Annotated in this window: 9 protein-coding genes; 4 read left to right on the top strand and 5 right to left on the bottom strand. The window is 54.5% G+C overall.

Annotation, left to right across the window (positions count from 1 at the left end):
- The first annotated feature begins 160 nt into the window (after positions 1–160).
- The 4 genes from A6X21_RS07030 to ald all read left to right on the top strand — a co-directional run bounded on the left by A6X21_RS07030 (position 161) and on the right by ald (position 6,022).
- Positions 161–2,467: a thioredoxin domain-containing protein gene (locus tag A6X21_RS07030; protein ID WP_068846899.1), complete on the top strand. Its 2,307-nt coding sequence runs from the start codon at positions 161–163 to the stop codon at positions 2,465–2,467.
- Between the two features lie 393 nt (positions 2,468–2,860).
- The gene (locus A6X21_RS07025) at positions 2,861–3,187 is read left to right on the top strand and encodes a hypothetical protein (protein WP_013112045.1); all 327 of its coding nucleotides are present in this window, start codon (positions 2,861–2,863) and stop codon (positions 3,185–3,187) included.
- Positions 3,188–3,528: 341 nt separating this feature from the next.
- A complete protein-coding gene (locus A6X21_RS07020) occupies positions 3,529–4,707 on the top strand; it encodes a type III PLP-dependent enzyme (RefSeq protein ID WP_068846898.1) in 1,179 nt (392 codons plus the stop codon).
- Between the two features lie 214 nt (positions 4,708–4,921).
- Positions 4,922–6,022: an alanine dehydrogenase gene (ald, locus tag A6X21_RS07015; protein WP_068846897.1), complete on the top strand. Its 1,101-nt coding sequence runs from the start codon at positions 4,922–4,924 to the stop codon at positions 6,020–6,022.
- Between the two features lie 87 nt (positions 6,023–6,109).
- On the opposite strand, the gene A6X21_RS07010 is transcribed toward ald, so the two are convergent.
- From A6X21_RS07010 to A6X21_RS06990, 5 genes are all read right to left on the bottom strand, one after another.
- Complete coding sequence (locus tag A6X21_RS07010; RefSeq protein WP_240490193.1) at positions 6,110–6,568, bottom strand: ExbD/TolR family protein; 459 nt, start codon at positions 6,566–6,568, stop codon at positions 6,110–6,112.
- A gap of 114 nt (positions 6,569–6,682) precedes the next feature.
- Positions 6,683–7,162 (bottom strand): ExbD/TolR family protein, encoded by a 480-nt coding sequence (locus tag A6X21_RS07005; protein ID WP_013112049.1) that lies wholly within the window; start codon positions 7,160–7,162, stop codon positions 6,683–6,685.
- A 115-nt stretch (positions 7,163–7,277) separates the two neighbouring features.
- A complete protein-coding gene (locus tag A6X21_RS07000) occupies positions 7,278–8,180 on the bottom strand; it encodes a MotA/TolQ/ExbB proton channel family protein (RefSeq protein ID WP_240490192.1) in 903 nt (300 codons plus the stop codon).
- Positions 8,181–8,574: 394 nt separating this feature from the next.
- The gene (locus tag A6X21_RS06995) at positions 8,575–9,657 is read right to left on the bottom strand and encodes a tetratricopeptide repeat protein (RefSeq protein ID WP_165603705.1); all 1,083 of its coding nucleotides are present in this window, start codon (positions 9,655–9,657) and stop codon (positions 8,575–8,577) included.
- A gap of 173 nt (positions 9,658–9,830) precedes the next feature.
- The gene (locus A6X21_RS06990; protein WP_068846894.1) at positions 9,831–13,463 is read right to left on the bottom strand and encodes a tetratricopeptide repeat protein; all 3,633 of its coding nucleotides are present in this window, start codon (positions 13,461–13,463) and stop codon (positions 9,831–9,833) included.
- Positions 13,464–13,509 lie beyond the last annotated feature (46 nt).

Genomic DNA, 13,509 nt, shown 5'->3' with positions numbered 1-13,509 from the left:
GAGCTAAATTGTTGCGGAGGATAACTTCCGCATGCTTCGCCGAAGTTGCGAGTCATGGATGACGATCACTTCGGGCCAGATGCGATTGGTAAAAACGCTAGTAAGTTTTACCAAACGTTCTGGAAAGATTTACAAGTCGAACAAGGCAAGGAGGCCTTGCATGGATCGAGATTCGACCATTGCACGCCATGTTTCGCCCACGACCGAGTCGTTTGCAGGACAGGTTCCCGGCTGGTACGGAGAAATCCCACCTGCTGATCAACCGGTGCCTGTTGCCGATAGCTCCCGTCGGACTGTGGAAGTGAACTCTTTCCCTGAGACAAAGCTGACTCAGGAAGCATCGAGAGTCTCCCACACAGCCGTAGTTTCTGAATCGGGCGTTGAATCTTCCCATCAGTCATCCCAGCATTCTCGATCTCACGATCACGTGGCTCTGCCTGCGAAGACACAGGCCCATGCGTTGCAGATCGCGCTGTCCCATCGCTCGATCATTGCGGAAGGTGATGCAAAAGCCGAGGCGACAACTCCGGAAGTCCCGGCTGCTTCTGCTATGGAGCCTGAGCTTCCCGCGACAATCCGCAGTTCTCGACGATTTCTTCATGGCAAACTTTCCCGCACAGCCGGTCTCGTGAGTGCCATGGCTCTCACGATGACTTTGCTTGTGGCAGCGGTGGTTGCCATTGTCTGCCCCACGACCTGGCCGGCTGGACTGGCGGGGTCGAATCAGACGCTGAAAGCTGCGGGGACACCGGCCAACTCTGTCGTACTCGACTTTACCGCTTCCTGGTGCGGCCCCTGTCAGCAGATGAGTCCGATTGTCTCCAAGCTGCAGCGACAAGGTTACGCGATCCGCAAAGTGGATGTGGATCAGGAACCGAATCTTGCCCGTCAGTTTCGCGTGGATTCGATGCCCACATTTATCCTCGTGATCGATGGCAAAGAAGTGAATCGTATTGTCGGCATGACCAACGAAGCTCAACTGCGACGGATGGCCGAGCAGGCAGTACAGGGTTCACAACTCGCACGTGGTCAGCAGGAGCGACTGGCAGTCCCTGGTTCAAAACCACTGCCCAAGACCAACAGCTCACCCTTCGATGCCGACGGCGTACCGACCACCGTTTTGGGTGAATCATCGCGTCTGGAAGCAGAGATTGTTTCTAACCCTCGCAATGCACCCGCTGCTCCCCGCACTGGAATTCTCAATTCGATCAGTGAGGGCATGGGCCTGACTCGATCGGCCAATTCTTCAATTCCCGCAGAACCTAAGCCACCTGCCACTCCCGCCAACGAACTCTTTCGCGGGAACAATGCTGAAGACGATGCAGAAATGACAGTCGCTTCTGTCGATCCCGCTTTGGCCAGTGTGCGTATTCGAGTTCGCGACAGCCAGGGTGGAATGTCGAACTACGGATCGGGAACCATTGTCGACAGTCAGACTGGCCGCACGATGATTGTCACTTGCGGGCATATTTTCCGTGATCTGAAATCCAAGCCTGTTGTTGAAGTGGATGTCTTCCAGGCTCAAGGAAGTCCTCGGACCTACCTCGGCGAAGTGATGGATTTCAATCTCGATGCGGATGTGGGTCTGATCATGATTCCCACCGAAAAAGCTGTCTCAGTCGCCCGGCTATCCCCTGTCGATGTGAGACTCGGGCCGGGCGAAGAGATGTTCAGCATTGGCTGCGGTGGAGGGGCTAACCCTTCACGCGAAAGTCACAAGGTGACAGCCATCAATCGTTACAATGGGCCGGAAAACATTGAATGCACAGGAGTGCCAATTCAGGGCCGCTCGGGTGGCGGGCTGTTCCGAGCCGATGGTCAACTGGCTGGCGTGTGCATTGCTGCCGATACGAAAGAACGCCGTGGTCTGTATGCTGGTCTGGAACCCATCTGTACCATGCTCGAAAAGCATCGGCTGGGTGCGCTCGTTCGACGAGAAGGTCGAGGCCGGGCGAATACGGCGATCGCCAGTGCTGTCCGTACGGCTGATGCGGGAAGTTCGTCTGAAGCGATGGGCGACAACCTGATGGCTGGGGTTGGTAACAATCGCGCTGTTTCGAGTGTCGCGAGTAGCAATAACAGTGGCACGAATGCCGCTGCCGAGGCGGCACTGATGAATCAATCGCCCGATGCGGAAATCATCTGCATTGTGCGTCCACGTGGTGGTGCGGGAGATAACAGTCGAATTGTGGTTTTGAATCGTGCCAGCCAGACGTTCATGACCTATCTGATGGGTGAGGTTGATTCTCAGTCGCAGCGTCTGCCGGTTTCACTCCGAGTGGACGATAACCAGCAACAGACAGCCTCATCGGTTTCTGAAAAATCAGCGTCTGCCGGTGAGTCTGGCAGAGAGCCTGCTCGGGAAGCTCTCGGGCCAAGACCGTGGGTTTCGAGCAATTCGACCGCCTTCAAGCGACAGGTGTTGCCACGCAGAGAAGAACTTGTTCCTCTGACCGAACGGAAATAGTCCCCAGCCAGCCGTTTGCATTGCAGGCTGGGACGAATTCAAAAAGATGAATCAACTTTGCAGTGGCCAGGTGTGTACTGGCCACTGTATTTTTTTGAAAATCGACTTGTTTTCCCGTCGTCTAGCGGTCGAAATCTCGTGATAAGGATTTGGCGAACGATGCTGAATTCGTGATTCCTGTAAAGAGATTGATCTCTCTCGGGAAAAACCACGTTTTCCTTTGGGCAAAGTGATTGAATCGGCAAGATGGACTCCTCTGGGAGTGCTTCTGGCCGATTCTGCCGGACGAATTTTCCCGAACTTGGTGAATTTTGTCCGGGTTTATCTTGGCCAAGGCGGTTTGTGTTCGTATTATCCCGCAGTCGAAACACTCAACTTAGGGTCAAACCGAGTATGCCACAGACCATGACCATCCATACCCCGGCAGTTTTGCCAGCTCCGCTGAGCTTTGCGGAGTCGGGTTTGGGTATTGGTGGTCTGCGTCGCTGGCTCTCGGCGATGAACGCCCGCATGTTTTCGGGGCGTCTCAGTGTGGTCTACCGCCGCCGTGCCTCAGCGATTCGCCACGATTCGGCCATTCGCTCGCTGGCTTTGGTTGATCAGGTGATGACGCTGGCCACAGGTATCAGCAAACGCACTCGGCTTTCCGCCTGCACTCATGCACTTCGGCTGGATGGTTCTTTGTGCCTTTTGAGTCGAACACCCCTCCTCAAGCGATGATACCGCTGCCCGCAGCCGGCGGGGGTAAACAAACGGTCGCTGCAGTGAGCTATCTCGCGGACGGCGTTCTTTAGGTTGAATAGAAGGTTTACTGTTTGACGCTTCTCTGGCAGCCAGTGACTGGCTGAACAACGGGCGATCTTCCAAATACCTTCTGATTCTGTCACCTCTGCCTGGTTTTCGAATCTTAGTGACTGAGAATTCTCAGCCGCCCGTGTCGCAGAGCAGAGACCAGATGAATGTCTCCAGCCGCATGGATTCAGTGAAGTTCCTTGCCTCGTTTTTTCCCGTTCGCATCCCCCACCGGCAAAAGATTGCCGTTTACCTGCTGGAGCGTTGTCATGGCTGCAATTCTTGATGACCGTACTGCATCCGCTGTTGGCTACCGTGTTGCGGAACCTGTCGTTTCTTTCGAGCAGGCGAAGGAACTCGCTGCCGAGTACGGGACGCCGCTCATGTGTGTTTCTCGCTCGGTCGTCGCCCGGAACTATGAAATTCTTCAGGCGGGTCTACCTGGTGTGGAACTGTTCTACGCCGCCAAGAGTAACCCGGATCTGACCATTCTCCGCACGCTGCGCAAGCTTGGTGGCTCTGTCGATATCTGCTCTGTTGGCGAACTGAAAGCTGCTCTTCAGGCAGGTTTTACGCCTGAGCAGATGCTGCATACCCATCCCTGCAAGACAGTCGATAACCTCATGACCTGCTACGAAGCGGGCGTGCGGCTGTTTGTGTATGACAATGCGACAGAACTCAAGAAAGTTCATCGCCTGACGCCCGATGTCGGTCTGCTGCTGCGAGTCGCCATGTCGTCAGCTTCCAGCATGATCAACCTCTCGGCCAAGTTTGGTTGTGCTCCTGGCGAAGCGGTTGAACTGCTCCGTCAGGCACGCGAGCTGGGCATGAATGTTCGCGGTATTTCGTTCCATGTGGGTTCACAGACTCTGGAACCAGGCGACTACGACCGCGCACTGGCCAAAGTGCGACAGATCTTTGATGACGCTGCCTGCGAAGGGATTGATCTCGAAATCCTCGATATTGGTGGTGGGATGCCCGCTCCCTATCGTGAAGCGATCATCAGCCTCGAAACGTATTGCGATATCGTTCGTCAGTCACTCGAAATGCACTTTGGCGACCTGCCTGTGCGGGTGATTGCTGAACCTGGCCGTGTGATCTCTGCGGATACGCAGACTTTGATTACCAGTGTGATCGGGAAGTCTGTCCGTCCTAACGGAGCGACACAATACATCATCGACGATGGTCTTTATGGTTCATTCTCGGGCAAGGTTTACGATCACACCGATTTTAACCTGATGGCCGAAAATCATCTGGATCGTCCCTGCTTCCCTTGTGTGGTTGCCGGCCCGACATGCGATTCCACAGATGTGGTCAGCCGCGATCAGGAATTGCCAAACCTGGAAATCGGCGAACTGATTCTTGTCCCTTCAATGGGCTCGTACACCAACGCCAGTGGTTCGACATTCAATGGTCTTGATCTTGTGAAGGCCATCGGCGTGGAATAAGTCCAAGTCCATCAAGTCGTTCGTCGAGATTGACTGATTTTCTGAACCGTTCGTGGTGGAGACGCCATGAACGGTTTTTTATTTGTCATCGTGGTCGAGGTCGAGCGAATCTTGCGTTCGCCATCTCTGTTGACATCGCCCACAATGGCAATGACCGGTATAGTGGAATGACAAAGCGTTCATTTCAGCAGTCAGTGAGACCGGAAGGGCGATCATGCGGGTGGGTGTTCCGAAAGAAGTGAAGGTTGATGAGTATCGCGTGGCCATGCTCCCAGTCGGTGTCGAGGAATTGAAGCGTGGTGGACACACTGTGCTGGTTGAAGCGGGTGCGGGTGTCGGCAGTGGGATCTCGGATGAAGAGTATGCCGAGGCCGGTGCCGAGATTGTGGCAAGTGCGAAAGAAGTCTGGGATCAGGCGGATCTGATTGTCAAAGTCAAAGAGCCACAGGCGTCTGAATTCCCTCTGATGAGATCTGGCCAGGCGATTTTCACTTACTTTCACTTTGCCGCCAGTGAATCGCTGACGCGAAATGTGATCGAGAGTGGAGTGACCGCGATTGCCTATGAGACTCTGCGTGGGCCGCAGGGCGATTTACCGCTGTTGACTCCTATGAGTGAGATCGCTGGCCGCATGAGCATTCAGGAGGGGGCCAAGTATCTCGAACGGCCACAACTGGGCCGCGGGATTTTACTGGCGGGGGTGCCGGGTGTGGCACCAGCTCATATTGCCATTCTGGGTGGTGGTGTGGTCGGGAAGAATGCGGCTCGAATTGCTGCAGGCTTTCAGGCCGACGTGGTCATTCTCGACATCAACGTGGATCGGCTGCGCTACCTGGAGGACATCATGCCTCCCAATGTGAATACGCTCTTCAGTGACCGACATAATATCCGGCAGCAACTCAAACTGGCCGATCTGGTGATTGGCGCTGTGCTGGTGGAAGGTGCGCGTGCGCCGAATCTGGTCTCTCGCGAAGACCTGAAATACATGAAGCATGGTGCGGTGATTATCGACGTGGCGGTCGATCAGGGGGGATGTGTGGAAACCACCCGGCCAACGACACATTCCGACCCGACCTATGTGATCGATGGTATTGTGCATTACTGTGTTACGAATATGCCGGGTGCGGTGGGCCGTACCAGTACCTATGCACTGTGTAACGTGACACTCCCTTACATCCTCAAGATTGCGAAAGAGGGGGTGTTGCCGGCATGTAAAGGCCATGCGGGGTTGAATCGGGCTGTGAATATTCATGCCGGTCAGGTGACGAATGCCGCCGTCGCCAAGACATTCCACCTGCCACTGACCGAACTGTAATGAGCTTAAGCCTCGGATCGTCAACGTGAAGTGGCCCGGATGATTCCATGAAACATCCGGGCCACTTGAATTGCCTGCAGTGATCGATCAGCTGTTTTTAGGGAGCCGCGGCGGGGCGAACTTGATCTTCTCGACATAGCGAACGAGTTGCTTGGTCTGCGGATCGATCTTGCCTGTGCAGTGCGAAACGGCCTTGATGACATACTCGTAGTGAAGTTCGTAGTCGGCATCGATCTCGACTTCGATATCTTTGGTAGCCGGGTTGCCCGGAGTGCCAATGATTTTGAGGACTTCGGCCCCTAAAGCTTCGAAGGCGCCATCTCCGACACCCAGATTTCGCTCGCCAAACTTGAGCTGAGCGAGGTTTCCATTGTCATCGGAAATCAGCTTGATCTTGATGTCCGGCACGAGGGGAGCATCGCTGCTCTGCTGTGATGACTGGCCCAGCGGCATGTTGATATCAAAGTTACCTTCCGGAGCCATGATCTTCAGTTGGAGCATGAAGAAAATCAGCAGTTGAAAGACGATATCAATCATGGGTGCCATGGGCACATCCACTTTACCGCCCGTATCTGGTCTGCGTTTGCTGCCCATGAAACTCGATCTCACTCACTGAACCGGGACGTCTCTCGATCTGCTGATTTCAACAATCAGCTGTCGTCACTTCTCTTCCGAAATGGCCTTGAGCGAAAACTTGGTATAGCCAATTTCCTGACACTTGCGAATCAGCTCCTGGACTTTGCCTGTCGGAACTTCACTGTCGGCCCGGAGGATGACGGTTGTTTCGTCAATGGCCCCCTTTCCGCCTTTAGCTTCCGCCAGTCGCTTTTCCTGTTCGAGGAGCGGACCGAAGTTATTGATCGTGAATTTATCACCGGCATAGAACACGATGGGCTCTTCGGAAAGTTTTCTTCCGGAGAGATCACGATCAAAGCCGACGTTCAACACCAGCTCTTCTGCCGGCTTGACTTCAGGAGGTTTGGCCAGCAGGTCTTTCGGGAGCTTGACGCGTTCATCAGCCTTCGTGTTTTCGAAGTTGATCACCACCATGAAGAAGGTGAGTAACTGGAACACGATATCAATCATCGGCGTCATATCCGGTTCAATGACGCTGGTGTGATTCAGACGGCGCTTTGCCACAAGTCGATTCCTGTGCGAATACGATCAGGGAAGTCTTTAATTTTCAGAACAGAAATGTGACGGCTCAACTTTTCCTGAGCGACCAAACTCCTGGATCGCTCCAGGCTTGAACCGACTAGCCCTGTGGAGCCGCAGCAGGAGCAGCGGCCGCAGGACGAGCCGCCTGGGCTGCTGGAGCAGCAGGTGCCGCCTGTGGTTTCATACCACTGAAACGGCTCATCAATCCTTCGCTGATCACACTGGCCTCGAACATGAACCGTGCAAAACGATTCTTGTAGACAGTAAAGGCGACGATGGCGGGGATCGCCACAACAAGACCTTCGAGTGTCGTAAAGAGAGCTGTGGCAATACCGTCGGCCAGCTCGTAAGGCTTGGGCTGTTGTGTACTGGTGGCAATCACCTGGAAGCTGAGCACCATCCCCTGGACAGTTCCCAGCAGACCGAGCATCGGAGCCACGGAGCCAATCAATGCCAGATAACCAATCTTCTGTTCCATGCCGAGGGCTTCGTCGTCGCCCACTTCCTGCATTGCGTTTTCGACTTCTTCATAGCCACGGGCGAGTCGAGCCATACCGGCTGCCAGGACGCGGGCCACGAACGAATCATCACTTTTCGCGAGCTCGTAGGCACCGGGGTAATCGCGGGCATTCAACTTTTCTTCAAAGTCTTCGACGAAATCAGCAGGGATGTAGTTCACTTTGCGGATCTGCAGGAACAGCATCATGATGAGGGCCACCATGACGAACGAGACGAGCATGATCAGAAAGCCAAAGATGCCCGAGGCGCGAATCATCCACGCGAGGAAACTCTCCTGCTTGCGTTGAGCAAGCACATCAGCCGCAGGATCCGCCGCACCGCCACCGGCTGCCGGGGCAGCCGCTTCATCCTGGGCCAATGCGAGTGACGTTCCTGGAAGATCAACTCCCAGAAGATCGGCCCCTGATGAGAACAGGCCTGTTCCCATGCCAGTGACAACAATTGCACAAACCAGCCAGAATGCGGTCCAACGACGGTTCAAAGGGGCACCTCTTGCAAGAACTGCGGAGTGATTCAGGGATGTGAAAGTCGAGCCATGATGTACTGGAGACGTCGAAAGGGAATTCTTGCCGACGACCAGTCCTCCATGAAGCTGCTTGCCAAATTCATAAAACAACAGGAGTTCATCAATCTTTCGGGATCAAGTCACTCGCTGTAACACCGTTACGGAACACAAAACATTCGCCGAAAAGACGAAATCTTCAGGAGAAGATGAAAAATATCGAGTAGATGTTGAACAACGCATCAGAGCCTGAGTGTAAGTCTGCTGCCCCCCTGATTCCAGAGGCAATCCCTGGAATGGCAGGCAAACGAGAGAAGTTACTTTTCGAATATTTTCTGTGTCTCATCGTGCGGCGAACTCCAAACTCCGTTCGTTAACTTCCTGAAAGTTTCTTGGCCCAGGGACTGGCGGGATAATCGGCCTCGAGTCGAGCCCGTGCTTCCAAACCCCGATCGGGGTGCTGAATGACGCGCCACAAGCCCGCCAGATGATAAAGTGCCTCAGCACGGGCCCCTGATTCATTGGGATAATTCAGATCGACATACAGATAGGCCAGCACAGCTTCCATGGGCTTGTTCAGAGCCTGCAGACAGTTGCCTTGCAGGAGTTTGCATTCCGCACCAGTAGCGGCGCTGGCCTCTGTCATGTTCAGCATGACATCATCCAGAAGTGGCAACGCTTCTGCATACTTGTTCTGTTGAATAGCGGCTTTGGCTTTGCCCACCATGGCATCGAGCTTGCGTGGTGCCAGTGTTTGATCATCACCTGCAGACGAGATGACTTCGTCGAAAGCAGTCACCGCCTGGGGGATCTTGCCCTGTGCCAGGAGGACTCGCCCCACATAGCTGCGCCCCTGCAGCTTGAGCGAGGAATCGGTCACCTCATTGAAGGATTCCAGAACCTTGGCGGCTTCATCAAAAGAGCCTTTGTTGACCAGCAGGTCGGCGAGCAAAATCACCGAGGGAAAATATTGGTAGAAATCTGGATCACTGGCCTGAATGCCCTTTAACTCCTTGATTGCGTCATCGACTTTCGAGGGTTGAGTCTGAGCCAGCAGGCCCTTGGCGCGGGCCAGGGTGTAGCCGATTTCCTTCTTGACGTTGTCGTTAGGGAACTTGCCATCAGATTTCAACTTCGAGAGGGCGTCAATGGCTTTGTCGAAGCGACCGGCGGCGAGATCTCCACTGGCAATCTTGAAGCTGGCGGGCATGGAATCCCACTCGACCGATTGCAACTCCGCCAGAGGGATGGTGACTTCGTCTCCCGCCTGAGGTTTGACGGTCATGCCGGATTTCGTCGAAACCGCAGTCCCGCCAACACGCCCGCCCCCTTTGCGAATAACAATATCTGCTGCATCAACGGTCATTTGCCACGAGAGCAGCAATGCTCCGCACATCAAAAATGGTCGTGCGGCCCGGCCTAACTGATCCCCAATCATCGTGTGCAAGTTCGGCATCATATTGATCTGTCCGTAGGGGCTGTGATTCCGGCGTGCTGGCTACCTGGTTTACGGCTCTCAACGAGTGGCAGCGCTCATACAAGCTGGAAAGTTTTCTGTGAAGGAGTTGTCACAATTCGAAGGCTGATTCCGCATCTGTTTTTCAGGTGGAGAGAAAATTCTCACACTGTTTAGCCTGGTGGTTCCACGGGAGGCTTGGGACGGGGTTTGGGTGTTCCCGCAGGTCGAGCGGTCTTCTCACCCGTCGTTTTCTCACCCGTCGCTTTCTCGCCAGTGGATTTTTCACCTGCCGTACGAGTGGCTGTCCCTGCGGGCTTTGGGCGACTGGCGGGCTTGGGTGGCGCCTTTCCAGTCGGTTTCGTCGCGATATCAAAATCGAAACTTCCCAGAGCGGCGGGGGCTCCTCCACCGAAATCCACATTCAGCGAAGTGGGTTCACTCCGGCCAGGTGTCTTGCGGGAACGCTTTTTCTGTTTGTTTCCACTCATGACGAAGAATCCCACCACTCCCAGGCAGGCCACCACAATCCCACCAATGATCGCGTAAGCCGTCGTGGTGGACATCGGAGGAGCGACTTCGGCGATCTTCTCGGGTTCGTCTGGCTTTTTGTCAGCAGCTTTCGGATTGCCAGTCGCTCCAGCGACTCCAGGTTCATTGTTTTCAGGAGTCTCGGTGGTCTCTGTCGCGATCATCACCACTTCACGCGACAGCGGCATATCGACAGCGGGTTTGCCGGAAGCTTCGAGGACTTTCCGATACAGATCGTTGAATCGTCCCCGCTGTTCGGCGGTCAAATCGGGAAGCACACTCAAGCTGGCAACCAGTTCGATTTCTGCGTTTTTCAGTTGAGTGGCTCGTTTCTTCTGATCCCCCTGAGATTCTGCCAGAGCCAGGCGTGCGGTTCCGGCGTTGTAGCGGGCATCGAGATATTGCGGCAACAGGTCGGCACGGCCACTGTCCATCGCCTGTTGCAGTCGCTGACCTAAGGCGCCAAAACCCCAGACACCTGTGGCCGGGTTACCGACCAGTGCGATGTTCAGATACTTGGCATCGCTGTTTGTGCCCCAGTCGAGATAGAGCTCAGCGGCCTGTGTCTGCAGGACGACATCATTCTTTCTTGAGGCGAGCAGTTCGTTGATGATCTTCTCACCTGCTTCGAAATTCTTCTTCATGCGATGAGCACGAATCAACCGCACTTTTGTCGAAAGGAGTTGATTCGCACTGGCAAACTCGGGCTCATTCTCACTGCGGCTGAGAATCGATTCAAAAGCCTCGACGGATTTCCCGAAGAATTGATCCTGCTTTTCCTGATCACCGGCACTGGCCTCACCTAGAGCCGCATAGGTTTCACCAATCCAGCTCAGTGATGCCCAGGTCTGGCCTTCTATCCGCTTGGAAAGATCCCCCATGAATTCTTCGAAGGCCGTTCGCAACTGGTTGTAGCGTTCGGTTTCGCCCGTTTCTTTGAAACGATCGAGTTCTTCTTTCAAAAGTTTGCTGATGCCGATGTAGAGCTGGGTCACGTCTGCCCCGGCCTGACCAGCAGCGACCTTTTCCAGATCCTTCATAGCCTGGTTGGCTTCTTTCGTCTGGCCAGAACCAATGTAGGCCCTGACCAGCAATTTGAGCGTTTCGCCGGCGAATGCGCGATTCTTGATGCCAGTGGCTGGCCGCTTCTTCTCGTCGGGAACTTCAATGGCTTTGCGTGGGGAGTGCGGCTCTCCCGTCAACAGTTTGACGGCTTCCTTATCCTGACCTTGTCCCACCAGAATCTGGGCCAGCGACCATTTGCCAGCAATCAGTTCCGGAGGTGAGGTTCCTTCCGGTGGCAGATTTTCAGAGATCTTGGCGACACCCTGTTCGAGCTTCTTTTGAGCCGTCTGACGCCATTCCGTCATCTGGGCGGCATCGACGCGCATCGATTCGGGTTTGGTGGCTTCCGCGAGATAGGCATTCCAGAAGGCCTGCCCGGCTGCCATCTGTGCTTCGGCGTATTTACCACCTGTTGCTGGAATTTGCAGATACCAGCCGGTGGCATCGATAAAGCGTTTTTGCAGCTTGTAGAGATTTCCCATCTGCATGCGGACATCGTTGGCTTTTTCCGTATCCGGGAATCGCTTGAGCATGCGATTGGCGGCATTCACCACAGCCTCAAGTTCTGCTTCGCGTATTGCCCCTTCGGACTGACTTTCCTGATAAGCCTGCACCAGCGACATCAGCGAGAGGTAAGCTGCATCGAGTGCCAACTGCTGGTCTTCGTCGCCACGGGCCATGATGGCGGCCTGTTCGCAAATGACAGCGGCCTCGAAACTTTTACCAGTCAAGTAGGCACACAAGCCATACAGATAGCGGGCTTTGTTGACCTTGACAGGGTCATCCTGCCGACTGGCCAGCTTCAACGCCAGTTCAAAAGATCGCATCGCTTCCTGATCCAGCAGTGAAAGCTCTTGTCGCATTTTGGCCAATTCGGCGGCAGGCTTTTTGGCAGCAGTGGCTTCTTCGAAGAGTTTTTGCTTTTCTTGCCGTTCCTGGAGTTTGGCCTGGGCCACGAACAAAGCGGGTTCAAAAGCATCCGGCGCTTTTTCATCGCCAGAAATCTTCTTTTCGAGTCGGCGGAGAATCTCCATCCCTTCTCGACTGAACTCGCCAAACTGCGAGACATCGCGAGCGTGTGTGGCTGCCAATCGCCAGAACTTTAATTGTTCCGGCTTGATGAGATTGCGGTCATCTCCCAACCCTTCATAGGCTTTTGCCAATTCGAGTCGAATCCCGAGGCCGACCCGACTTCTGAGCAGCGACTTATTCCCCTTGACCCACTCCTCGCCTTGAGAAGTGACCGCAGCGTAATCCGGTGGCGATTTTCGATTGAGGCAGATCAGTTGGAACTGCCGGGCCTGATCTTTCAGTGCCGACATCGATGGGCTGTTGTCGGGCTGATCAAGAATCTCTTTGTAAACACCGAGAGCTTTGGGGAGATCGCCCTGCTCTTCAAAGCATTTTCCCTGCCACATTCGTGCCACGAGCCCAGCCACATTGGTGCGGTACTTCTGATGCAGCTTCTCGTAAGCGTCAGCCGCTGCCTGCAACAATTCTTTTCGCTGAGCACTATCCGGAGGATGAGTCTGCGCCTCTTCGTAGCTCGAACGGGCCAGGTCGAGCTGGACGCTGATCAGTCGATTTTCTGTTTCCGCCCGGGCTGCAAACTTTTCGGCATCCGCCACCTTGTCGATGTGTGTAGGGAATGCCTTAAGTGCTGTCTGATATTGATTTTCCGCTGTGGTGAGAATTTCGCGAGCTTCGCTGGCAGACTTCCGGGCGCGATCATTGGCTTCAGTGGCAGCAGCGCCTTGAAGTGTTCGAGCACTGCCGACTTCTGCCGAAGTACGAGCCAGTAAAATCTCGGCACGTCTTAAATTGGCAGTAGCGGCTTCCGGCGCATTGGGCGATTCCTTGACGAACTGATTGAGGTAAGCCAGTGCTGAATCGAGTTGAGCCGTTTTTGTTTTTGAATCGCGATTGATTTTGGCGGCATCAAGTAAGGTGATGGCCCGTTCGTAAGGAATTCGTGATTTCAGAGTCGCGTCGAGTTGCGGTCTGGCTTGTAGCTGGTCGAGATACAACAAAGCAGTGTCGTGATAACCGCGACCTCTCAGCCGTTCGATAAAGAGCAGATCTTCTTCATTGGCCAGCGCCAGTGGTTGCAGCGTCCAGGCTGCGATCGCCACATACAAGACTGACGCACCAACCTGACGGCTTGTCGCATGCTTTATAGCAGCACGAACAGCGTTTTTCGCCTGTGACATGGGATCAGCACCCTGCGGAAGATTCTCGGTGATCGTACAAATTCCA

It is taken from the genome of Planctopirus hydrillae (assembly GCF_001707835.1).
GTDB classification, from domain to species: Bacteria; Planctomycetota; Planctomycetia; order Planctomycetales; family Planctomycetaceae; genus Planctopirus; species Planctopirus hydrillae.
This window is presented reverse-complemented; position numbering and strand designations above follow the sequence as displayed.